Here is a 23,132-nt window from a genome sequence, read left to right as displayed (position 1 = left end):
CAAACGCGCAACTCACCGGCCGCGGTGGTCGACGGCTGCAGGGTTTGAAGGCAGCGCTAAGCGTGCTTGCGGATGATGCCGTAGACGATGTTTCGGTTGGCGCCGAATTCGACACGAGCCTCGACGTTGTTACGCTCGACGCTGGAATTGATGACCTTCCACATATCCTCTTCCGAGCGCAACAGAAGCGCCCAGTTCATGAATGATTCCATGTAACCGTCATCGGCCATACCGGTCGCAAAATTGGCAAAGAGAAAAACGCCGCCGGGCTTCAGCATGTCCATGCAAGACTGGGTGAGCTTCACCGCAACCTTGTCCGCCAGATAGTCGTAAAGACCGGCGGCGTAGATCAGATCGAACGTGCCGAGCTGGTGCTTCTTGCTTAGCAATCCCCGGACGGAGCCGTCGATTGCCTCGATGCAGGTGCCGTTGAAGTCACGGGTGATCGATCCTACGCTGAGCGGATCCTGGTCGAGCGCCACCCATCGCTTTATCCGCCCTTCCTTAAGCGCGACCGAGCTGTCGGCCTCGCGCAGATGGCCGGCAGCAACCGTGAGGATCTCGGTTCCCGGGCCTTTTTCGGCCGATATTTCATCCACATAGCGGGTCAGAATGTCGCGCCGCTCCCGCACGGCAACGGGTCCAGGGGCGTTTCTTGTATATTCGTAGATCCCGAGCCCCATCGGCGTGGATTTTGCGACCTCATGCGCAACGGCCGGATGGCCGTAAATGAAGTCGATCAGGCTTGCGTCACCGGAATAGCCGCGGGGTTTCTCGAAGGACCAGCGCGTAAACGGATCCTGCTGGAAAATCTTCGCAGACGGGTGACCCTGTACGATCGGGATCAGCGCCTGCCAGACGCTTGGCTCGAACTTGTTGCGCGTGTCGTGAAGCGCTCCGATAAGCCGCTTTACGATCATCGCGGGCTCCCGGCCCTCCTCGATCTGAAGCATTGCTGTCCTCAGAACGATCGCAAGTTCAGCTTTGGCGATCGCCAGCTGTTCATCGTGCTGATCGGTTCTTGCGGACGATAGTTCCGTAGTGATGGCAGTGGGGGTAATCAGGCTTTGCCCGTCGAAGGCGATCTGGATTTGGGACATTCCAACCTCATTCGTTAATGGTTTATTAACTATGGAGAAAATGGAGTTGAGTGCCAATCCTGATATGAACTTTTTGCGTGTTATGGTTAACGGGCGTTGCTGCGCTGCAACAAAGACAGGTTGTTGGCTAAATTCAGGAAAACTTAAGGCGACCGCTCTATCGTGATAGACGGTGCAAACTTTCCGGCAACGTCTCCCATGTAACAGCGGAGACGTATGCGTGTCGGACGACGAGGGTTGCTGTGAGACACATCAGGCGTTAGAGAATGCGACACAACGCAATGGATAGTGCATGAAGCACACCCTGGCCGACGTAGTTGAGATCGATCTCCACAGTGAGCCGCCGCGACTTGCGTCGGCAGAATTACGCGTGCTCTTTCAGAATGAAGGCCAAAACGTGCGAAAGCAGGCCACCAGGCACGGGCTCTGGATTGCCGTTGCCGCCTATCTGCTTTTTTCGGTCACTGATATCCTGCTCGTGCCCGACGTCGCACTTTACACGATCATTGCTCGCTTCACCGTCGGCATCGTCGCCATCGCGGCGCTCGAAACAGAGATCTGGCTGAACACAAACGCGGAGATGATCGACGCCACGTCCGCAGCCGCCGTCGTTACGGGCTACGCCGCATGGCTGTGCACGGCCATCATGACATCGGATATCCAGAGCATATCCTACTACATGGTCTTCGGCGCGATCTTCATGATGAGCGTCAACCTGTTCTTCAGTTTCCAGTTCCGGCTTTCCCTGATTGCGTCCCTTGTCATTCTCTTCATCTTTATTGCAGCCCTGATGTCTTTCCCCCCTCTGGATCCCTCCTACAGGATCGCGTTCGGGACTTTCTGTTTCTCATGCTTCGTCTTCACATCCTATGTGAACTGGAAGCTCAACCGGGAGCGTTACAAGGTCTTTCTGAACGCCCTTGAAGCAAAGGTTCAGCACAAGGAGGCATCCGACCGCGGGAAAGCCCTGCTAAGATTATCCAATACCGACCCGCTGACGGGCCTGGCCAACCGCCGGGCCATCGATCAGCGGCTGCGGGATTATTGGGACGAGTGGCAACAATCCGGTACCCGTTTCGCGGCGATCCTGATCGACGTCGATTTCTTCAAGAGGTACAACGACTGCTACGGCCATCAAGCCGGCGACCGGTGCCTTGTCCTCGTCGCCAATGCCCTTGAGGCGTCGATCGCCCCGTGCAATGGATCGATCGGGCGTTACGGCGGCGAAGAATTCATCGTCCTGACCCATCTGGACACCGGCGAACAGGTGGCGGCACTCGCGGAGGTCATTCGCAGAACAGTCGAAAACCTGGACCTGCCCCACGGCCAGCGCCGGGATGGCACGGCGATCGTTACCGTCAGCGTCGGAGCTGCCTTTACCCTTAATCAGAGCAGTTCAAAACTCGAAAAGATCATCGATGAGGCCGACCGGGCGCTCTATGCTGCCAAGGCAAGCGGACGCAATTGCGTCAAGCTCTTTGATCCGAACGACCCGCAGAGCAGCGATGAGAGTGAGAACATTGCCGCCCTTTTGAAAATCGCGATTGCCCAGGATCTGGTTTCGCTCGTCTATCAGCCGATCCGCCACCTCAGATCCGGACAGATCGATGCTGCGGAAGCGTTGATGCGATTGAAAATGCTTGATGGCACCTCGATCCCCCCGAGCCTTTTTATCCCCATAGCGGAGCGGACAGGGGCAATTCTCGAACTGGGCCGCTGGAGCATACGCACCGTTTGCCGCGAGCTGCTCGTCGGCGATCATGTTCCCGTCGTGAGCGTTAACGTCTCGCCCATCCAACTCAAGACCCCGGGCTTCGCGGCATCCGTTGCCGCCATCCTCGGTGAAACCGGCGTGTCCGGTGGTCGCCTGGCCTTCGAAATCACCGAAGGACTGGAAATGGAAATGCATTCGGACATCCTGCGCTGCATCAGCGATCTGAAGACGCTCGGCATCAAGATCTGGCTCGACGATTTCGGCACAGGCTTTGCCGGTCTTTCCTGGCTCCGGCTTATCGACTTCGACACCGTCAAGATCGACCGCTCATTCCTGCATGACGCCGCAACAGTCCGCGGCAAAGTCATGCTCCAGGATATTATCAGCCTCATTCGCAACCGCGGCCACAATATTCTCGTGGAAGGCGTCGAGACGGGAGATCAGCTTGAACTCATGCGTGCCTACGGTATAGATCAGGTGCAAGGCTATTATGTCGGACGGCCCGCTCCGGCTGCGACCTTCCAGCCGAAACCGCCAGCCGATCCCCAGACCGCCAACCTCATAAAACACTGAGAACCGTTGCCGGTATCGACCGTCCAGCAACCCGGCGATCGGCGGTAAAACTAACCACAGGCCTTGCTTCTTCGCGTAAAATGCGTATAAGCGCGCTGTTCGCAACACCCGGTCTTCCGGCTGGTGGCTGAACGGAGGGCCGGTTTCCGTGAAGAAGCCTGTCAGGACCCAAAGGGGTTCAGCCTCCCGTGTCTCCGCTCTCGACCGTCTCGAAACAACACTTTCTTGCGCGCTCCTCACCCGAGCCAATGGAACAGTCGTTGAGGCTTAGCCGCCGGATATCGGGTGACGATTAACGCAAGAAAGGCAAAGCCTCATGGCTCTTTATGAACATGTATTCCTTGCCCGGCAGGATATTTCCGCACAGCAGGTCGACGCTCTTGTCGAACAGTACAAGGGTGTACTGGAAGCTAATGGCGGTAAAGTCGGGCGTGTTGAAAACTGGGGCCTCAAGTCCCTGACATACCGCATCAACAAGAACCGCAAGGCGCATTACGTGCTGATGGACATCGATGCTCCGGCACCGGCCGTTCACGAAGTCGAGCGTCAGATGCGAATCAGTGAAGACGTTCTGCGCTACATGACCATCGCTGTCGAGAAGCATGAAGACGGCCCGTCCGCCATGATGCAGAAGCGCGACCGCGACGACCGTCCGCGCCGCGATGGCGACCGTCCCGACCGCGGCGGCTTTGGTGATCGTGGTCCGCGTCCGGACCGTGGCGACCGTGAAGACCGTCCGCGTCGTCCGCGCGAAGACCGTGCGTAAAGCTTAGGAGAGAAAACAATGGCTGACATTTCATCCGCTCCGGCACGCCGCCCCTTCCACCGCCGCCGCAAGACCTGCCCTTTCTCGGGCGCCAATGCGCCGCGTATCGACTACAAGGACGTTCGTCTGTTGCAGCGCTACATTTCCGAGCGCGGCAAGATCGTTCCTTCGCGTATCACGGCAGTATCCCAGAAGAAGCAGCGCGAACTGGCCCAGGCCATCAAGCGCGCCCGCTTCCTCGGCCTCCTGCCCTATGTCATGTCGTAAGACCTGACCATCCGTCGGGTTACTGATTCGACGGAGCAAACTCGAGACGAGGCGAACAGCGATAGGGCATCGCCTCGTCTATTCCCTTCTGCGTTGGGCGCAGATCGGAAACACCGGCGCAAAACCAGCGCTAAAACCCATGTTGGGGCTCGTTTCCTGTGCCAGGAAATGCCTCTAACTGCTTGATAAGCAGGACAGCGACCCGTGAAGACTGTGAATTCGACACCGCTCCTGGTCGGCGCTTTCGCCGGCGTGACCGCCGCCTTGCTTGCGCTTGGCGCGAACGCGCCGTCGTGGTTGGCGATCATGCTCTATGCCGCCTCCGCCCTGCCGATCCTCATTGCCGGTCTCGGTTGGGGCAATGCGGCGTCGATTGCCGCCGTCGTCGTTGCCAGCATCACGGGTGCCGCGATCGTCTCGCCGTGGTTTGCGCTTCTCATCGCCGTCATCACGCTCGTTCCCGCCGCCTGGCTGAGCCACCTCGCCAATCTCGCGCGCCCGGCGTCTGAGATCGGCGGACCCGAGGATGCGCTCGCCTGGTATCCACTTTCCGATATCCTCACCCATCTGGCCGGCCTCGTCACCATCGGCATGATCATGGTCGGCGTGATCATCGGCTATGACTCGGCCATGTCGGACGGGATGATCGATGTGGTGATGTCGGCTCTGAAGGAACAGGAGCCGCTCTACAATCCGGATCCCGATTCCGTTGCCCGGATCAAGTCGATCTTCAGCGTTGCCCTTCCCATGGTCCAGGGCGCCATCTGGGTGCTGATGCTGTTTGCCATGTATTACATCGCCAGCCGCGTGGTCCAGACATCGGGCAAGAACCTTCGCCCTCGCGAAGACATACCGTCGACGCTGCGCATGCACCGGTTCGCGATCTTCGCCTTCCTTGGCGGTCTGCTTTTGGCCTTCATGGGCGGCGTTCCGTCGCTCGTCGGAGCGCTCGTCTGCGGCACATTCGGTGCAGGTTTCCTGCTTGCCGGCTTTGCCGTCTTTCATTTCCGCACCCGCGGCAAGTCCTGGCGGCTGCCCGTGCTGTGGATCGGCTACATGTCGGTCGTGGCCTTCACCATACCGGCATTCTTCTTTCTCCTGACGGGTCTAATGGACACGCGGCGCGCTATCGCGCTGTCTCCGGCAGGGAAAACGACTGACACCAGAAACAAAGATCTCTGAACCAACACCTGAAAGGATCATACCAATGCAAGTCATTCTTCTCGAACGCGTTGCCAAGCTCGGCCAGATGGGCGAAACCGTCAAGGTTCGTGACGGCTTCGCCCGCAACTATCTCCTGCCGCTCGGCAAGGCGCTGCGCGCCAACGAAGCCAACAAGAAGCGCTTCGACGCCGAACGCGCCACGCTTGAAGCCCGCAACCTCGAGCGCAAGTCAGAAGCCCAGGCCGTTGCCGAACAGCTCGATGGCAAAGCTTTCGTCGTCGTCCGCTCCGCCGGCGAAACCGGCCAGCTCTACGGTTCGGTCGCTGCCCGTGACATCGTCGAAGTTCTGGCTGCCGGCGGCTTCACCATCGGTCGCAACCAGGTCGATCTGAACAACCCGATCAAGACCATCGGCCTGCACGAGGTCGTCCTGCATCTTCATTCGGAAGTCGAGATCAAGGTTCACGTGAACGTTGCCCGTTCGGCCGATGAAGCCGAGCGCCAGCAGAAGGGCGAAAGCCTGACCTCCGCCGACGCCATCTACGGCGTCGACGAAGACGCGCTGAAGCCGGAAGACTTCTTCAATCCGGAAGCTGAATTCGACGGCGACGACGAGTAATCGCAGTCGTCCGGCATTCCGCCGGGCGCTGTTCATGATCGAGGAAAGGTCCGCGGCCCATGCCGCGGACCTTTCTCGTTCAGGGCATGCCCTGCGGCGCGGCGGCCTTGTTGACGCGCACCTCCACCGACATTCCAGGGACCAGAGACGCGGCCTGCGGCTGGTCGGGATCGATCGACACGCGCACGCCGATGCGTTGCGCGACCTTGGTGAAGTTGCCGGTCGCATTGTCGGGCCGGATCACGCTGAATTCCGATCCTGCCGCGGGCGAGAAGCGTTCGACCCGTCCCTTGAGGACGGCTTTTCTCAACGCATCCACCGAAAATGTCACGGGTTGACCGACCTGCATCCCGTCAAGCTGGGTCTCCTTGAAGTTGGCGATCACCCAGACGTCCTTCGGAACGATGGCCATGAGCTGGGTCCCGGCCGTGACATATTGGCCAAGCCGAGCACCGATTTCGCCGAGCGTCCCATCGTCCGGCGCGGTGATCACCGTGTTGTCGAGGTCGATCTGTGCGAGTTGAACGGCGGCTTCTGCGCTGCGCACGCTTGCCTCCAGACCCGCGCGCGAGCCGATGGTCGTCGCCAGGGTTTCTCGGGAGACCTCGATTGCCGCGATCGCCTGGTCGACGCCGGCGCGCGCCTGCTCCAGCGTGGCGCGGGCGGTATCGACATCACTCGAGGTAGCAATACCTTTTTCGGCCAGCGGTACGATCCGGTCCCAGGCCTGTTGCGCGCGCGTCAGCGTCGCATTGGCGCTTTTCCGCTGCGCCTCGCTGGAGGCGATGCCCGCCTTGCCCGAAAGCTCCTGCTGGAAGGAATTGGACAGGGTTGCCCTTTGTGCATCCAGCGCTCCCTTTGCCTGGGCAAGACGCTGCATGTAGATCCGGTCGTCGATCTTGACCAGCACATCTCCCGCCTTGACCACCTGGTAGTCCTTGACCGGAACGCTGGCGATATAACCCGACAGCTGTGGGCTGACGGTTGTGACATAGCCTTTGACATAAGCGTTGTCGGTCAGCTCGAAACTGGTGGCGAAGGGCGGAAGCCGCCAGGCATAGAGGACCAGAAGGATACCGGCGACGCCTGCGATGAGAACGATGGTCGAGGCGGGAGAGCGGAACGGGTTCATGGATATCCTGCGCATTCAGGTTTGGCTGACGGCCACGGGGGTGGCTTGGCGAAAGACGAACTTCTGCAGGACGAGATGTCCGAGCAGGAGCAAGAGACCGGCGAAAGCTGTCATCGAAACCGCCAGGAAAGCGTCGTTGTAGGCGAGGATATTCGCCTCGCGGGTGATCTGCTGGCCGAGAAGGACAAGCCCCTCCGCCTTTAGCAGGGACAGATCGGTGACGACCTTGCCATAGACGGAGGAGAGCTGCGACACGCGCGCGGCCACGGCAGGATCGGTGAGCAGCACATGCTCGACAAGCACGTTCGAATGGAATTTCTCCCGGATCGTTACGAAGGTGCCGAGCGCTGCCGACGCGCAGAGCGAGCCAATGCTCTGGGTAAACAGGAAAATCACCAGGAAATTCAGGATATAGGGCACGCCTTTCGACAGGGCGGCGGCAAAGCCCTTTGACATGACCGGCGGCAGGAACATCGCCGCGCCTGCAGCCACCATGGCCTGGCTCAGATACATCTGTTCCGGCCGCGTCAGGCTGGTGGACTGGCTGTCGAGCAAGGCCCCTGAGGCGATGAGCGCCAGCGCCATCACATGCGCCGTCTCGACGTAGCGCGTCATCATCAGCACGGTGCACAAGAGACCGCCGGCGATCGAGGCAAGCAGAATGATGGCGTAAAGGGTCTGCGTCTGGTCGTTGAGCAAGCCGAGTTGCATATAGAAATTGGCCGCCGTCGTCGTCTGCTCCGAACTGACCACCCGGAAAAGCAGAAGAACGGCCGCCATATGCAGGTTCTCCCTGGAGACCAGCCATCTCAGATCGACGAGCGGGACCTTGCGCGGCAGTTCGATAAGGCACAGTACCGTCAGGCAGGCGATCGCCAGGGCAAGCAGGAGGCCGAGCCAGGGCGCTTCGAACCACCAGTAGATGCGGCCGAGCGTCAGAAACACGGCGAGACAGCCGAAACATGCAGCGAGCAGAAGATAGCTTAGAATATCCAACCTCTGGATCACCTTGACGCGCGGCGGCGAGGTCAGAGGCAGGAGATAGATAAGCGGCAGCACGATCAGGGCAAGACCCAGTTCGAAGACGTAGAGCGCATGCCAGCCGCCGAGATCCATCAGCTCAGGCGATATGATGCGGGCCAGCGGCGCCGCAAGTGTCGTGTTCATCAGCGCAAGACTGATGCCGACCGACAGCTTGCGTGCCGGCGGAAAGGCTTCGAGCATATAGAGAAAGCCGAGCGTGGACAAAGGCGCAGCCGCCATGCCGCTGAGAAACCGAACGACGATGGCCGGGTGCAGATCGGACACGAAGATATTGAGGACCGAAGCAAGGACAAAGCACACCACGCTGAGTTCGGCAAACCGCCGCAACCCGAACTGGGAGCGTATCTTGAACAAGCCGATCGAGAGGGAGGCATAAGGTGCCATATAGGCCGCCGAAAGCCATGCGATTTCGGCAGTGGTGGCAGAGAGCGAGCCCTGCAGCTGATAGATGTTGGCGTTGAGCAGATTGAGGCCCAGCCCTTGCGTGACGAAGAGCAGCACCGAGGTCGCCATATAGACGGCAGCCCGCAAAGGCCCCATCTGCACAGGGGGCGGCACGACCGCAGGCAGCGCTTCCGCCGTTTCCGGCTTCCAGTCTTCCCCGTGCGCGGCTGTCGCGGACATCGGCCATTACTCCCGCCCGATTGCGGCGCTATGACAAGCACATCCCGTCACGCCGGTGCAAGTCTTCAGCCGATTAAATTTCGAGCGTGGAACCGAACAGATCGCGGTCGATGGCGGTTTTCAGCATGTCCTGCCTCTTCGCATGTTGGTGGCACGCTCGCTTTTCCTAGTTAGTCGACCGGTCTTCGTTGTCAAGCAAGGCGGAGAGTGAACATGCGCCGCAAAAGCGATAGGATGACGGCCTTACCGCCGGCGATTCGCCGGTCAAGCGGAAATGGCAGCGGTGCAAGATTTACGGCCGAATTGCACAGCGGCCTGTGAACAACGGTGACGGCCTGGCTGCGGAACACCGCGACCAGAACCTGTTGCCGCAACGCTCTTGACCGCGCAGGCAATTTCCGCGCACGCATGTCCGCACCAGAAGACGAAGAGAGACGAGAGCCATGAACGAAGCTGCGCGGAGAATTGTACCTATGGCGAAAGATCAGGGCGACGCAACCTATCGCGAAGCCCCCAACAATCTTGAAGCCGAGCAGGCGCTTCTCGGCGCCATCCTGGTCAACAACGATGCCTTCTACCGCGTCTCGGACTTCCTCAAGCCCGTGCATCTTCATGAGCCGCTGCACCGGAAGATCTTCGAAGTCGCGGGCGACATCATCCGCATGGGCAAGACTGCAAACCCCGTGACCATCAAGACCTTTCTGAAGGCAGACGAAAAGGTCGGCGACATGACGGTCGCGCAATATCTGGCTCGTCTTGCCGCCGAAGCGGTGTCGATCATCAATGCGGAAGATTACGGCCGCGCCATCTACGACCTGGCTTTGCGGCGCTCGCTGATCACCATCGGCGAAGACATGGTCAACATCGCCTATGATGCGCCGCTCGACATGCCGCCGCAGAGCCAGATCGAAGACGCCGAACGGCGTCTGTTCGAGCTGGCCGAAACCGGCCGCTACGACGGCGGATTCCAGGCTTTCAACGATGCCGTGGCGCTGGCCATCGACATGGCAGGCCAGGCCTTCGAACGGGATGGCTCGTTGTCGGGCATCTCGACGGGCATCCACTCGCTCGACGGCCGGATGGGCGGGTTGCAGCGCTCCGACCTGATCGTTCTTGCCGGACGTCCGGGCATGGGCAAGACCTCGCTTGCCACCAATATCGCCTATAATATCGCCGCCACGTACGAAGGCGAAGTGCAGGCGGACGGCTCGATGAAGGCGAAGAACGGCGGCGTCGTCGGTTTCTACTCGTTGGAAATGTCCTCGGAACAGTTGGCGACCCGTATCATTTCCGAGCAGACGGAGGTCTCCTCCTCCAAGATTCGGCGTGGCGACATTTCCGAGCAGGACTTCGAGAAACTGGTAGCCTGCTCGCAGCACATGCAGAAGGTGCCGCTTTATATCGACCAGACCGGCGGCATCTCGATCGCGCAGCTTTCAGCCCGTGCGCGCCGCCTGAAGCGCCAGCGCGGCCTCGACTGCCTGGTGGTGGATTATATCCAGCTGATGACCGGGTCGGGCAAATCGAGCGACAACCGCGTCCAGGAAATTACCCAGATCACCACCGGCCTGAAGGCGCTCGGCAAGGAACTGAATGTGCCGATCATTGCGCTCTCGCAGCTCTCCCGTCAGGTGGAAAGCCGGGAGGACAAACGTCCACAGCTTTCCGACCTCAGGGAATCCGGCTCGATCGAGCAGGACGCCGACGTCGTGCTCTTTGTGTTCCGAGAGGAATATTATGTGAAGAACATGGAACCGCGCGACGAATTCGACCCGAAATACGAAGAGTGGAAACAGAAGTTCGAAGCCGTCAAGGGCACCGCCGACGTGATCATCGCCAAGCAGCGTCACGGCCCCACAGGAACCGTGAAGCTCGCTTTCCAGGCGGAATTCACGCGCTTCACCGACCTCGCAGACCCCTCGTTCACCCAGTACGAGCACTGACGAATGTGTTTTTTTGCCCGTTTTGCGGCTCCGCGCCACATTGCAAAGTTGCAGGTTTACCGTTAATCGGGGGACATTGTATTCGTCACGGCACCATCGCCGCCGTGCCTTTTCGTTACTGGGGGAAATCGTTTCATGGATGCCTTAATCGCGCTGCTGCAAGTGCTTGCGATCGATCTTGTGCTTGCCGGCGACAATGCCATCGTCATCGGCCTGGCGGCTGCCGGCCTGCCCAAGGATCAGCGCAACAAGGCGATCATGATCGGCATTGCAGCCGCAACTGTCATGCGCATCATCTTCGCGCTTCTGACCACGCAGCTTCTCGAAATTCTCGGATTGCTTCTGGTCGGCGGCATTCTCCTTCTGTGGGTCTGCTGGAAGATGTGGCGCGAACTGCGCACCACCGCCAAGGAAGAGTCCGAGAGCATAGAAACGCTGTCCGGCGAGGACGTGGACAAGGACGGGACCATTGGCAGCAAGGGCCCGCGCAAAACCCTGAAACAGGCCGCCCTGCAGATCGTCGTGGCCGACATTTCGATGTCGCTCGACAATGTACTCGCCGTTGCAGGTGCCGCGCGCGAGCATCCCAATATCCTCATCCTCGGCCTCGTAATCTCCATCGCGCTGATGGGCCTTGCCGCGTCCTTCATTGCCAAGCTCTTGCACCGCTACCACTGGATTTCCTATGTCGGTCTGGCGATCATTTTCTTCGTGGCGCTGAAAATGATCTACGAAGGCTTCATGGAGGTGGAACCGGTGCTGATGTCCACCTTCATGTAATATCCCGTTCCGCAGGTTTGTTTGGCGGCGCCCAGGGGCGCCGCCTTGTTTTTTAAGGACACGCTCCCGGTCGACGAAGAAGCAATTGCAGCCGGCGCGCCTTGGCTGTATCCCTGTCGCCATGACCGATTCAGATGACACCTCCGCCGCGCTTGCCGGTTTCGATGCCGCTTCCAATCGCCTGATCATCGATCTCGGCGCCCTTGCCGACAATTGGCGCACAATGGACAAATTGTCCGGCACGGCGCGGGCTGCGGCGATCCTGAAGGCCAACGCCTATGGCATCGGTATCGAACCGGCCGCGGAGACGCTCTATGCAGCTGGCGCGCGGGATTTCTTCGTGGCCAATGCGGAAGAAGGCGCCGAACTTCGCCCCCTGGTGCCGGACGGCCGCATCTATATCCTGGCGGGCATGTGGCCCGGCAACGAGCACCTGTTCTTCGACAACGGCCTCGTGCCGATCATAAACTCCGAGGAACAGCTTGCCTTCTTCATGTCGGCGCTGTCGGAGCGCGGCGATCACCCCTGCGTGCTGCATGTCGATACGGGCATGAACCGGCTGGGTCTGAGCATGAAGGAAGCGCTGATGCTGGCGAACGACCCGGCGCGTCCGGCCAGTTTCTCGCCCATACTGGTGATGAGCCACCTCGCCTGCGCCGATGATCAGGCACATCCGCTGAACCGTCGCCAACTCGAATCATTTCGAGCGGTTACCGCTGCTTTCGAAGGTGTGGAATCAAGCTTGGCCAACTCGGCCGGCATCCATCTCGGATCAGAATACCATTTTGACATGACCCGGCCCGGCATCGCGGTTTATGGTGGCGAAGCTGTCAACGGTGCTCCGAACATGATGAAGCCGGTCGTGACCTCCGAGGCCCGCATCCTGCAGATCCGCGATGTCAGGACAGGCGACACGGCAAGCTACGGCGCCTCGGCGCAGTTTGCCCGCGACAGCCGTGTCGCCATCGTCGCCATCGGCTACGCCGACGGCTATCACCGATCCGTGTCCGGAGGTGGCGTCGCGCTGCGCCAGGCCACGCCGTCGGGCGCCTATGGATTCCTGCACGGCCATAAGGTCGCCCATCTGGGTCGGGTGACGATGGACCTGAGCCTCTTCGACGTCACCGACCTTCCCGTCAATGCGGCAAGGCCCGGCGATTACATCGAGCTGTTCGGTGAAAACATCGCCATAGACGACGTCGCCCGCGCCGGCGGCACGATCGGCTACGAAATGCTGACCAGCCTCGGACAGCGGTACGATCGCGCCTATATCGAAGCCGAATAGACAGGGGCGACCGCGCGAAATCTTAAAGATTTTCAGGTCATAAAGCACCAGAGCAATCCCTCACGCGGCGTAGGAGCCGTGACGGGCAGCGATGGTGAGAGGCTATGGCGTCAGGCGAACAATTCGCATTCCTGCTACCGGTCATGATGGCCCTTTTCGGCGTCGCCTTCCTGATCGTCTGGCGCTACGGATCGAAAACCGCTCTCTCCTGGGGGTGCGGCTATCTCTCGGCTTCCGCCGCCTTCAGCGTTCAATTCCTGACGGGCCTCATGCCGGTGGTGGCACAGGCGATCCTGGCAGAGATATTGTTCCTGACGGCCTTCTTTTTCTACGGTCAGGCTGTTCTCGTCCATTTCGGCAAACGTCTGCAGCTTCAGCACCGGGTCGGTGCCTGCGTGCTCGGCTTCGCCATTCTCGTCTATATCGTCGCGGTGCGCCGCGATCTTCAGGCCGAACTGCTGATCAGCGACCTCACCTGCTCTTACCTGCTGGCCATTCCGCTCATCACCGTGCGAAACAGTGCTCGACACGGCGTCGACCGGGCGTTGATCCTCGTGGCATCGCTGGTTGTCGGCGAGGCGGTTGTGCGCAATATCATTTTCATACTGGCGCAATCGAGCGGAACGCTGGAGAGTTTCGTCACCTCGCCCTATGCCTTCGTCATGCAGGTCACGGCCATGGTCGGCGGCCTCCTGCTCGCCCTGACGGCGCTGGCTGCCGTCACGGTCAATGTCGTCTTGCATTATCGCGACGCCGCCGAACGGGATGCGCTGACAGGATTGCTCAATCGCCGCGGTTTCGAAAGGGCTGTCGGCACCGACAGGAGCCGCCCGGCCGCTGTCGTCACCTGCGACATCGACCATTTCAAGAGCGTGAACGATACATTCGGCCATGCGGTCGGCGACGACGTGTTGCGTGGCGTAGCCCAGATGATGCGCACGATGCTTGGGCAATCCACCGCGATCGCACGATTTGGAGGAGAGGAGTTCGTGATCCATCTCCCGGACTGCTCCCATCAAAGCGCCTATGCCATCGCCAACACCATTCGTGTCGCAATCGCCGAAGCGGGCTGGCCGGCAGGCCACGAATCGCTGTCGATCACCGCGAGTTTTGGCGTGGATGTGATGACCTCGAACGATCACTCGGTCCATGACGCCATCGCCCGCGCGGACAAGGCCCTGTATGCCGCCAAGAAAGCAGGCCGAAATCAGGTCCTGCCGAAACCTGAAAAGCAACCGCTCACGCCGGTCCTGCAACTGGTGTCCAAAAAATCCTGACATTTTTTGCAGGCGAACTGCAGGTTTTTCCTGGAACAAAGAGAGAACGCTTCCATGGCGGCCAATCTTTGTTGTAAGACGCTGTAGCGTCGGCTTCCCTTGGCGCGCAGCTCTCCGGAGACATCCGGCTAAAATCCGAAAGCGAGATCTGATGGCGAAAGCCCGGACACAATTCATCTGCCAGAACTGCGGCACCGTTCACGCCCGCTGGGTCGGCAAGTGCGAGGGCTGCGGCCAGTGGAACACCATCGTGGAGGAAGACCCGATGGGCGGCATCGGCGCCGGGCCGGGCCGGACGCCGAAAAAGGGCCGGCCGGTGGCGTTGACCACTTTGTCCGGTGAAACCGAGGACGCGCCGCGCATCGAGACCGGCATTTCCGAACTCGACCGTGCCACAGGCGGCGGCTTCGTGCGGGGATCGGCCGTGCTGATCGGCGGTGATCCAGGCATTGGCAAATCGACGGTGCTGATGCAGGCGGCGGCGGCCCTGTCGCGGCGCGGGCACAGGGTCATCTACGTGTCCGGCGAAGAGGCAGTCGCCCAGGTCCGCCTTCGCGCCCAGCGCCTGGATGCCGCCGACACCGGTGTGCTGCTGGCGGCCGAAACCAATGTCGAGGACATTCTGGCGACACTTGGCGAGGGCAAGCGGCCGGATCTGGCGATCATCGATTCGATCCAGACCCTGTGGAGCGACACGGCCGATTCGGCGCCGGGCACGGTGACGCAGGTCAGGACCGGTGTCCAGGCGATGATCCGCTTTGCCAAACAGACGGGGGCGGCGATCGTTCTCGTCGGCCACGTCACCAAGGACGGCCAGATTGCCGGACCCCGCGTCGTCGAACACATGGTCGATGCCGTTCTCTATTTCGAAGGCGACCGCGGCCATCACTACCGCATCCTGCGCACGGTGAAGAACCGCTTCGGGCCGACCGACGAAATCGGAGTCTTCGAAATGTCGGACAAGGGCCTGCGGGAGGTCAGCAATCCATCGGAGCTTTTCCTCGGCGAGCGCAATTCGAAATCGCCGGGCGCCGCCGTCTTTGCCGGCATGGAAGGTACGCGGCCTGTGCTGGTGGAAGTGCAGGCGCTGGTGGCGCCGACATCGCTCGGCACACCGCGCCGCGCCGTCATCGGATGGGACGGCGCGCGGCTGTCGATGATTCTCGCGGTGCTCGAGGCGCATTGCGGCGTGCGGCTCGGTCAACACGACGTTTACCTCAATGTCGCCGGCGGCTACCGGATTTCCGAGCCGGCAGCCGATCTGGCCGTCGCATCTGCGCTGGTTTCGTCGCTTGCCGGTCTTGCCCTTCCCTCCGATTGCGTCTATTTCGGCGAAGTCAGCCTGTCCGGTGCCATCCGGCCGGTTGCCCATACCGGCCAGCGCCTCAAGGAAGCCGAAAAACTCGGCTTTTCACAAGCGGTACTGCCGTCTGCCTCCGCCGACATGCCGAAGGCCAGCGGTATGAGCTGGAGCGAAATGGAGAGCCTGCCGGATCTGGTGGCGCGGATCGCCGGTTCGAAGGCCGCCCTGAAGACGGCTGAAGACGACGACTAGGAAAGCGCTGCCTAAAAACGGCGAATTTCGATGAAAACAGTGTTCAACGATGGACCATCGAAAGACGCCTGCGGCGTGATGATATATGGTTCGCGGCAATCAGCGTGGAGCGCCTTGTAGCGGTTTCGGAGTAGGACAATATGCCCATTACAATTCTCGACGGTATCGTGCTTGGCGTCGCGCTTTTTTCGGCCATCCTGGCGATGGTCCGCGGCTTCTCGCGGGAAGTGCTGTCGGTCGCCAGTTGGGTGGGCGCGGCTGCTGCTGCCTATTTCCTCTACCCGTATCTCCTGCCCTATGCGAAGAACTACACCACCAGCGATACGGTCGCGATGATCGGCTCTGCGGGCGTTGTGTTCCTGATCGCTCTCATCATCATTTCCTTCATCACCATGCGGCTTGCGGATTTCATCATCGACAGCCGGATCGGCGCGCTCGACCGAACGCTCGGCTTCCTGTTCGGGGTTGCCCGCGGCGTGCTGCTCGTCGTCGTCGCCATGCTGTTCTTCAACTGGCTGGTCGCACCGCAACAGCAGCCAGCCTGGGTGACAACGGCGAAATCCAAGCCGTTGCTCGACAATCTCGGCGGCAAGCTGATCGCGCTGCTGCCTGAAAATGCCGACGCGACCATCCTCGATCGTCTGCGCGGCAAGGATACGACAGGCGAAGGCGAGGGCGATGCCCCGGCAGGCACCACCACGCAGCCTCCGGCAGAAGAAACGCCCGCCACGAATGGCGCCGCGCCAACGAACGGCTAAGGGCCGACTACAGGAATGAGGGCCCGCTCCGGCGGGCTCTGTCAATTTTGCAATGATGATATGTGAAACCCTCAGGCCCCGTCGGCTTGAAGGACGGAACACCCGATACCACATGCGAAACGCCTTCCAGCCGTTTAAACAAAGGCCAACAGCGATGACCCATTTGCAAGCCGCAGAAATCGAAGACGAGATGGATGGCGATACACTGCACGAAGAATGCGGCGTGTTCGGCATTCTCGGGCATCCCGACGCGGCGACGCTGACGGCGCTTGGCCTGCACGCACTACAGCATCGCGGCCAGGAAGCAGCCGGGATCGTGACGTTCGACGGCAAGCAGTTTTACACTGAAAAGCGCATGGGCCTCGTCGGCGACCATTATACGGACCCCGCGATCCTGGCGAAACTTCCAGGAACCATCTCCATCGGCCACACGCGCTATTCCACCACCGGCGAGGTGGCGCTGCGCAACGTCCAGCCACTGTTTGCGGAATTGGAAGTCGGGGGCATCGCCATTGCCCATAACGGTAATTTCACCAATGGCCTGACACTGCGCCGCCAGATCATCGCCACCGGCGCCATCTGTCAGTCGACGTCGGACACCGAGGTCGTTCTTCACCTCATCGCCCGCTCGCGCCACACCTCGACCGCGGACCGCTTCATCGACGCCATCCGGCAGATGGAAGGCGGCTATTCCATGGTGGCCATGACCCGCACCAAGCTGATCGCCGCCCGCGATCCCACCGGCATCCGGCCGCTGGTCATGGGCGAACTCGACGGCAAGCCGATCTTCTGCTCGGAAACCTGCGCGCTCGACATCATCGGCGCAAAATTCGTCCGCGATGTCGAGAATGGCGAAGTCATCATCTGCGAAATCCAGCCCGACGGCTCCATCGAAATCGACGCCCGCAAGCCGGCGAAGCCTCAGGCCGAGCGCCTCTGCCTGTTCGAATATGTCTATTTCGCCCGGCCGGATTCGGTCGTCGGCGGTCGAAACGTCTATGTTGCGCGCAAGAATATGGGCATCAATCTCGCCAAGGAATCCCCTGTCGAAGCGGATGTGGTCGTTCCGGTTCCGGATGGCGGTACGCCGGCTGCGATCGGCTATGCGCAGGCAAGCGGCATTCCCTTCGAACTCGGCATCATCCGCAACCACTATGTCGGCCGAACCTTCATCGAGCCCACGCAACAGATTCGCGCCTTCGGGGTCAAGCTGAAGCATTCGGCCAACCGCGCGATGATCGAGGGCAAGCGCGTCGTTCTGGTGGATGATTCCATCGTGCGCGGCACGACCTCGCTGAAGATTGTCCAGATGATCCGGGATGCCGGAGCGACCGAAGTTCATGTGCGCGTCGCCAGCCCGATGATCTTCTATCCGGATTTTTACGGGATCGATACGCCGAATGCCGAAAAGCTATTGGCAAACCAATACAATGACATCAAGGCCATGGCGAACTATATCGGTGCCGATTCTCTTGAATTCCTGACCATCGACGGGCTATACCGCTCTGTCGGCGGCGAGGACCGCAACAATGCGCGGCCGCAGTTCACTGACCATTATTTCACCGGCGACTACCCGACCCGTCTCCTTGACAAAAATGGCGAAACGGCTGGTTTGAAGCTCTCGGTGCTAGCCAGCAACGGCTGAGCGGATTTCGACACACGACCCTTCCGGCAATCTCTGGCCGTCGCGCTGTCTTGCGCCCGGCCCGGAAGATGTGGCACATCGAGCCCGCAGCAATGAACTCGGAGCCCTTCAGACATGATCGATCTTTCCGGCCGCATAGCCCTGGTGACCGGCGCCTCGCGTGGCATCGGCTATTTTGTGGCGCTCGAACTTGCAAAGGCCGGCGCCCAGGTGATCGCCTGTGCGCGCACTGTGGGTGGGCTGGAAGACCTGGACGATGCGATCAAGGCGGCCGGTGGACGGCCGGCAACGCTGGTTCCTTTTGATCTCTCCGACATGGCCGCGATCGACAAGCTCGGCGGCGCCATCAACGAACGCTGGGGTAAACTCGACATTCTCGTGGCCAATGCCGGGGTTCTAGGCGTGATCGCCCCGATCGGACATGTGGAGGCAAAAGTCTTCGAGAAGGTGATGACCGTCAACGTCACCGCAACCTGGCGACTGATCCGCACCGTCGATCCTCTGCTGCAGCAATCGGGTGCTGGCCGCGCACTGATTCTATCCTCGAGCGCCGCGCACAGATGCAAACCCTTCTGGGGTCCCTACTCCGCGTCAAAGGCCGCCGTCGAGGCGCTGGCCCGCACCTGGGCGGGCGAGACGCAGCGTCTACCGCTGCGTATTCTCAGCGTCGATCCGGGCGCGACGCGCACCGCCATGCGGGCGCAGGCCATCCCCGGCGAAGATCCGTCCGAGGTGCCGCATCCGTCCGATGTCGCCGCCAAGCTGATGCCACTCGTCGGCCCGGATCAGACCGAGACGGGAAAGCTGTTCATCGTGCGGGAAAATCGGATCGCGGATTACCGGATGCCAGAATAAATTTAGGGGTCAAGCGCAAGTTTGACAGGAACAAACGCTGTCCAGCTTCCCGTTTTGTCTTTCATACGGACGCGGACATTGGGTTTGTCGCTCTGGTAGAAGAATGTCGTGATTTCACAGAGCATTTCCCCGAAGCTGATGACAATTTCCGGATGACCTGAGGGCGAAGCGGGACTGGTGAGTTCGACATCATCGCTATCGGCATTCGGCTTCAATCCTACACCTGAAATCACGATCGTGTTCTTTGGCGTTTCATCGCCCTTGTATATTGCTGTTGTAATGGACCCCATGATGCAATGTCTCTCCAGCTGTACAATCAGCCAGCATACCTCACCCTAAGATTGAAAGTCCACAGACTTACACCCCTCGCTAAATTCAAACTCTATCCATTGGCAGCCCGTCATCCCCGGGTGGTGTATGGTCTGGATGATCCGGCCAGCTGCTACCGTATTTCTTGTGCCAGGCGCGAGCCCCAAAAGGCAGCGTTATCAGGTACCCTGCAGCGGTAACGACCATCGTTTCCCAAGTAAAGCTCATCAACGTTGCAACGTAAAGAACGACGAACAGGATAACCGGCAGCACAAGATCGCGGCGAACACGATTTTCAGACTTTCCCGACCAGACCGGCAGGCGACTGACGAGCAGAAATGCGATGAGAACGGTATAGGCGGATGAGATCAGCCCCATAAGTTGGCCCGGTTCGAAGCCAATCAGACCAAGATAAACGGGAAGCAGCACCAGCATGGCACCGGCCGGCGCGGGAACGCCGACGAAATATTCGGATTGCCAACTGGCTTTCACGTCGCGCTCCGCCATGACGTTGAAGCGCGCAAGCCTCAGGCCGGCTGCGATGACATAGATCAACGCGGCAATCCAGCCCAGCGATCGCGCCTGGTCGAGCACGTAGGCATAGAGCACAAGCGCCGGCGCCACGCCAAAATTGACGATGTCGGCAAGCGAATCCATCTGAACGCCGAATTTGGACGTCGCCTTCATCAAACGCGCCACGCGTCCGTCGATACCATCGAGGAATGCGGCGACCAGCACCATGGCAACGGCCAGTTCAAAGCGCCCTTCGAATGCGAGGCGCACGCCTGACAGTCCGGCGCAGATCGCAAGGACGGTAATCAGATTGGGCACAAGCAGTCGAAACGGAATTTCGCGCAGCCGCGGGCCGCGCGCCTCGTCATTGGGTCCGTGTGGTTCAAACGATGAGAATGGCGTTCCCATGCGGTGCTCTCCTGTTCCCTTAAATCCGCATTCAGCCACGACGGCTAATAACCGGCCCCTTGGACGATCCGAATTCCGCCAGAACCGTCTCGCCGGCAATCGCCGTCTGACCGAGGCTGACACGCGGCTGCGCACCTGTGGGCAAAAACACATCGAGGCGGGATCCGAAACGAATGAGGCCGAAACGCTCGCCGGGCTGAAGCGCTTCGCCTTCGACCGACCAGCAAAGAATGCGGCGGGCCACGAGCCCGGCGATCTGAACGACGCCGATCTCGCCATGCGCGGTCTCGATCACAAGCCCGTTGCGCTCGTTTTCATGGCTTGCCTTGTCGAGTTCCGCATTGACGAACTTGCCGGCGCGATAGGCGATGCGGCGGATCGTACCCCGCATCGGCGCACGGTTCACATGGCAATTGAAGACATTCATGAACACCGTTATGCGCAACATGGGCACGGAGCCGAGACCGAGTTCCTCAGGCGGCGTCATAAGGGCGATCGACGTGACGCGGCCGTCGGCCGGGCTGATGACGAGATCGTCATCCAGCGGCGTCATGCGCTCGGGATCGCGGAAGAAATAGGCGCACCACGCCGTCAGGATGAAGCCGATCCACATCAGCGGCTCCCAGAAAAAGCCAAGCACCACCGAAACCACAAAGAACACGGCGATGAAGCGGTAGCCTTCCTTGTGGATGGGAACCAGCGTGTTGCGCACCGTATTGATCAAGCTCATGGACAAGGATCTCCAGATTTTCGTTCGGCTAGGACGTACAGGGAAACAGGGGGGCGGGCAATGCGGTAGGAGATAACAGGCAGTGTGCGGTAGGAAGCGACGATCCCTTGTGTGTTGTTATCGGCTGCTGCCTACGTCCTTATTTCACACTGCCGCCGGACCCCGCAATACGATGCCGAGATCGTCGCTTTCGCGCACCTTTTTCAGCGTCTCTTCCGCCTGGGTCGCCTCCCTCTGACGATTCCACATTGAGGCATAAAGACCATTCCGGTCGATAAGTTCCCCATGGGAGCCTCGCTCGGCAATGCCGCCGTCCTTGAGGACGATGATCTCGTCGGCGTGGATCACGGTCGATAGGCGGTGGGCGATGACCAGCGTGGTGCGGTTCTGCGAAACGATATCGAGAGCGGTCTGGATCTCCTGTTCCGTACGCGTGTCGAGCGCCGAGGTCGCCTCGTCCAGGATGAGAATCGGCGGGCTTTTCAGCACCGTGCGGGCGATCGCCACACGTTGTTTTTCACCGCCGGACAATTTCAGGCCGCGCTCGCCGACCATTGCATCGTAACCCTCCGGCAGGCTTTTGATGAACAGCCCGATCTGGGCGATCTCGGCCGCAGCCTCAATCTCGGCCTGGCTCGCCGAGATTCGCCCGTACCGGATGTTATAGGCAATCGTGTCGTTGAAGAGCACCGTATCCTGCGGCACCATGCCGATGACAGACCGCAGGCTTTTCTGCGTGACGTCGCGAACGTCCTGGCCGTCGATGGTAATTGCGCCCTCCTGCACGTCGTAGAACCGGTACAGGAGCCGCGACAGGGTCGATTTTCCGGCACCCGAGGGACCGACGACGGCGACAGTCCTGCCGGCCGGAACCTCGAAGCTGATGCCTTTCAGGATCGGCCGCGCGGGATCATAGGCAAAGTGCACATCCTTGAAGGCGATGGCGCCGCGTTCGATCGACAGTTCCCTGGCATCCGGCTTGTCGACGACTTCGGCTTCCACCTCCAGAAGGTCGAACATCTGTTCGATATCGGTCAGGCCCTGACGGATTTCGCGATAGACGAAGCCGATAAAATTCAGCGGAATGGAGAGTTGCATCAACATGACGTTGATGAAGACGAAATCGCCAAGCGTCTGCTCGCCACGCTGAACGGCGAGCGCCGACATAACCATCATGACCGCAGTTCCCGCGCCGAAAATCAACGCCTGGCCGAAGTTCAGCCAGCCGAGCGACGTCCAGACCTGGGTGGCTGCACGCTCATAACGCTCCATCGACTGGTCAAAGCGCGTGGCCTCCATCTGCTCGTTGCCGAAATATTTCACGGTCTCGAAGTTCAGCAGCGAATCGATCGCCTTGGTGTTGGCATCCGTATCGCTGTCGTTCATGGAACGCCGGATCGAGATGCGCCAGTCGCTCGCTCGGATGGTAAACCAGATATAGAGCCAGACGGTGATGGCGGTGACCAGCAGATAGCTGAAACCATAGCCCCACCAGAACACGATCGCCGTCAGCAGAAACTCGACAAGCGTCGGCGCGGTGTTGAGGATCGTGAAGCGCACGATCGTCTCGATGCCCTTCGTGCCGCGCTCGATGATCCGGGACAGACCGCCGGTGCGGCGCTCCAGATGAAACCGCAGCGACAATTGGTGCATATGGACGAATGTGCGATAGGCCAGCCGCCGCACGGCATGCTGCCCGACCCTTGCAAACAAGGCGTCGCGCAGCTGGTTCAACGCGGCCTGCAGCAGCCGCGCCAGATTATAGGCCAGCACCAGCATGACGGCGCCGGTGAAGATGGCCGGAACGGCACCGGTGATATCGGTCCTGCCGTCCAGCGCATCCGTCGCCCATTTGAAGAAATAGGGCACAAGCAGCAGCACGACCTTGGCCACCAGCAGGATGACGGTCGCCGATACAACGCGCATCTTCAAATCGGGGCGATCGCCGGGCCACATATAGGGCCATAGATTGATGAGCGTTCGGAATGGATTGCCCGCATCCGCCGATACCGTCTTCTTCTGCGCTGCCACGTCGTTCTGCCTTCGCTTCCGCAATCAAAAGCGGCGCCTT

General features: G+C 60.3%; 20 protein-coding genes. 13 read left to right on the top strand and 7 right to left on the bottom strand.

Annotated elements, in window-relative coordinates; genetic code table 11:
* Nucleotides 1-56 precede the first annotated feature (56 nt).
* Nucleotides 57-1,100 carry a class I SAM-dependent methyltransferase gene (locus PY308_RS08440; protein ID WP_275790124.1) on the bottom strand — a complete coding sequence of 348 codons (1,044 nt, stop codon included), beginning with the start codon at nucleotides 1,098-1,100 and terminating at the stop codon, nucleotides 57-59.
* Between the two features lie 292 nt (nucleotides 1,101-1,392).
* Here PY308_RS08440 and PY308_RS08435 point away from each other — a divergent pair, with 292 nt between their 5' ends.
* From PY308_RS08435 to rplI, 5 genes are all read left to right on the top strand, one after another.
* The gene (locus PY308_RS08435; protein ID WP_275790122.1) at nucleotides 1,393-3,387 is read left to right on the top strand and encodes a putative bifunctional diguanylate cyclase/phosphodiesterase; all 1,995 of its coding nucleotides are present in this window, start codon (nucleotides 1,393-1,395) and stop codon (nucleotides 3,385-3,387) included.
* A 316-nt stretch (nucleotides 3,388-3,703) separates the two neighbouring features.
* Entirely contained in the window at nucleotides 3,704-4,153 is a 450-nt protein-coding gene (gene rpsF, locus PY308_RS08430; protein ID WP_275790119.1) for a 30S ribosomal protein S6, read from the top strand.
* An 18-nt stretch (nucleotides 4,154-4,171) separates the two neighbouring features.
* Nucleotides 4,172-4,420, top strand: coding sequence for a 30S ribosomal protein S18 (gene rpsR, locus PY308_RS08425; protein ID WP_275790115.1), 249 nt, complete (start codon nucleotides 4,172-4,174; stop codon nucleotides 4,418-4,420).
* Between the two features lie 204 nt (nucleotides 4,421-4,624).
* Nucleotides 4,625-5,602, top strand: coding sequence for a DUF2232 domain-containing protein (locus tag PY308_RS08420; protein ID WP_275790112.1), 978 nt, complete (start codon nucleotides 4,625-4,627; stop codon nucleotides 5,600-5,602).
* Between the two features lie 25 nt (nucleotides 5,603-5,627).
* On the top strand, nucleotides 5,628-6,203 hold the full coding sequence (gene rplI / locus PY308_RS08415) for a 50S ribosomal protein L9 (protein ID WP_275790109.1): 576 nt from the start codon (nucleotides 5,628-5,630) through the stop codon (nucleotides 6,201-6,203).
* A 79-nt stretch (nucleotides 6,204-6,282) separates the two neighbouring features.
* Here the strand turns inward: rplI and PY308_RS08410 are convergent, their stop codons facing one another.
* Both PY308_RS08410 and PY308_RS08405 read right to left on the bottom strand, forming a co-directional pair.
* Nucleotides 6,283-7,335: an HlyD family secretion protein gene (locus tag PY308_RS08410; RefSeq protein ID WP_275790106.1), complete on the bottom strand. Its 1,053-nt coding sequence runs from the start codon at nucleotides 7,333-7,335 to the stop codon at nucleotides 6,283-6,285.
* 15 nt (nucleotides 7,336-7,350) lie between these two features.
* Nucleotides 7,351-9,003 carry an MFS transporter gene (locus tag PY308_RS08405; RefSeq protein ID WP_434064215.1) on the bottom strand — a complete coding sequence of 551 codons (1,653 nt, stop codon included), beginning with the start codon at nucleotides 9,001-9,003 and terminating at the stop codon, nucleotides 7,351-7,353.
* Between the two features lie 443 nt (nucleotides 9,004-9,446).
* Here PY308_RS08405 and PY308_RS08400 point away from each other — a divergent pair, with 443 nt between their 5' ends.
* The 8 genes from PY308_RS08400 (at nucleotide 9,447) to PY308_RS08365 (ending at nucleotide 19,101) form a co-directional block, all read left to right on the top strand.
* Entirely contained in the window at nucleotides 9,447-10,946 is a 1,500-nt protein-coding gene (locus PY308_RS08400; RefSeq protein WP_275790105.1) for a replicative DNA helicase, read from the top strand.
* Nucleotides 10,947-11,081: 135 nt separating this feature from the next.
* Nucleotides 11,082-11,726, top strand: coding sequence for a TerC family protein (locus PY308_RS08395; RefSeq protein ID WP_275790103.1), 645 nt, complete (start codon nucleotides 11,082-11,084; stop codon nucleotides 11,724-11,726).
* A gap of 121 nt (nucleotides 11,727-11,847) precedes the next feature.
* Complete coding sequence (gene alr, locus PY308_RS08390; RefSeq protein ID WP_275790099.1) at nucleotides 11,848-13,011, top strand: alanine racemase; 1,164 nt, start codon at nucleotides 11,848-11,850, stop codon at nucleotides 13,009-13,011.
* A gap of 104 nt (nucleotides 13,012-13,115) precedes the next feature.
* Nucleotides 13,116-14,288: a GGDEF domain-containing protein gene (locus tag PY308_RS08385; RefSeq protein WP_275790096.1), complete on the top strand. Its 1,173-nt coding sequence runs from the start codon at nucleotides 13,116-13,118 to the stop codon at nucleotides 14,286-14,288.
* Nucleotides 14,289-14,439: 151 nt separating this feature from the next.
* Nucleotides 14,440-15,843 (top strand): DNA repair protein RadA, encoded by a 1,404-nt coding sequence (gene radA / locus PY308_RS08380; RefSeq protein WP_275790093.1) that lies wholly within the window; start codon nucleotides 14,440-14,442, stop codon nucleotides 15,841-15,843.
* Between the two features lie 140 nt (nucleotides 15,844-15,983).
* Nucleotides 15,984-16,601, top strand: coding sequence for a CvpA family protein (locus PY308_RS08375; protein WP_275790090.1), 618 nt, complete (start codon nucleotides 15,984-15,986; stop codon nucleotides 16,599-16,601).
* Between the two features lie 154 nt (nucleotides 16,602-16,755).
* Nucleotides 16,756-18,246 (top strand): amidophosphoribosyltransferase, encoded by a 1,491-nt coding sequence (gene purF, locus PY308_RS08370; RefSeq protein ID WP_275790088.1) that lies wholly within the window; start codon nucleotides 16,756-16,758, stop codon nucleotides 18,244-18,246.
* A gap of 114 nt (nucleotides 18,247-18,360) precedes the next feature.
* Complete coding sequence (locus tag PY308_RS08365) at nucleotides 18,361-19,101, top strand: SDR family NAD(P)-dependent oxidoreductase (RefSeq protein WP_275790086.1); 741 nt, start codon at nucleotides 18,361-18,363, stop codon at nucleotides 19,099-19,101.
* Nucleotides 19,102-19,103: 2 nt separating this feature from the next.
* Here the strand turns inward: PY308_RS08365 and PY308_RS08360 are convergent, their stop codons facing one another.
* The 4 genes from PY308_RS08360 to PY308_RS08345 all read right to left on the bottom strand — a co-directional run bounded on the left by PY308_RS08360 (nucleotide 19,104) and on the right by PY308_RS08345 (nucleotide 23,092).
* Nucleotides 19,104-19,391 carry a hypothetical protein gene (locus PY308_RS08360; RefSeq protein ID WP_275790084.1) on the bottom strand — a complete coding sequence of 96 codons (288 nt, stop codon included), beginning with the start codon at nucleotides 19,389-19,391 and terminating at the stop codon, nucleotides 19,104-19,106.
* Between the two features lie 85 nt (nucleotides 19,392-19,476).
* On the bottom strand, nucleotides 19,477-20,331 hold the full coding sequence (pssA, locus tag PY308_RS08355; protein ID WP_275790083.1) for a CDP-diacylglycerol--serine O-phosphatidyltransferase: 855 nt from the start codon (nucleotides 20,329-20,331) through the stop codon (nucleotides 19,477-19,479).
* Nucleotides 20,332-20,362: 31 nt separating this feature from the next.
* Nucleotides 20,363-21,061, bottom strand: a complete 699-nt coding sequence (locus PY308_RS08350; RefSeq protein WP_275790082.1) for a phosphatidylserine decarboxylase — start codon at nucleotides 21,059-21,061, stop codon at nucleotides 20,363-20,365.
* Between the two features lie 144 nt (nucleotides 21,062-21,205).
* Entirely contained in the window at nucleotides 21,206-23,092 is a 1,887-nt protein-coding gene (locus PY308_RS08345) for an ABCB family ABC transporter ATP-binding protein/permease (protein WP_275790079.1), read from the bottom strand.
* Nucleotides 23,093-23,132: the final 40 nt, after the last annotated feature.

The organism is Pararhizobium gei, assembly GCF_029223885.1.
In the GTDB taxonomy this organism is placed as follows: Bacteria; Pseudomonadota; Alphaproteobacteria; order Rhizobiales; family Rhizobiaceae; genus Pararhizobium; species Pararhizobium gei.
Note: the sequence above shows the minus strand (reverse complement) of the source record. Positions and strands in the feature narration are given on the sequence as shown.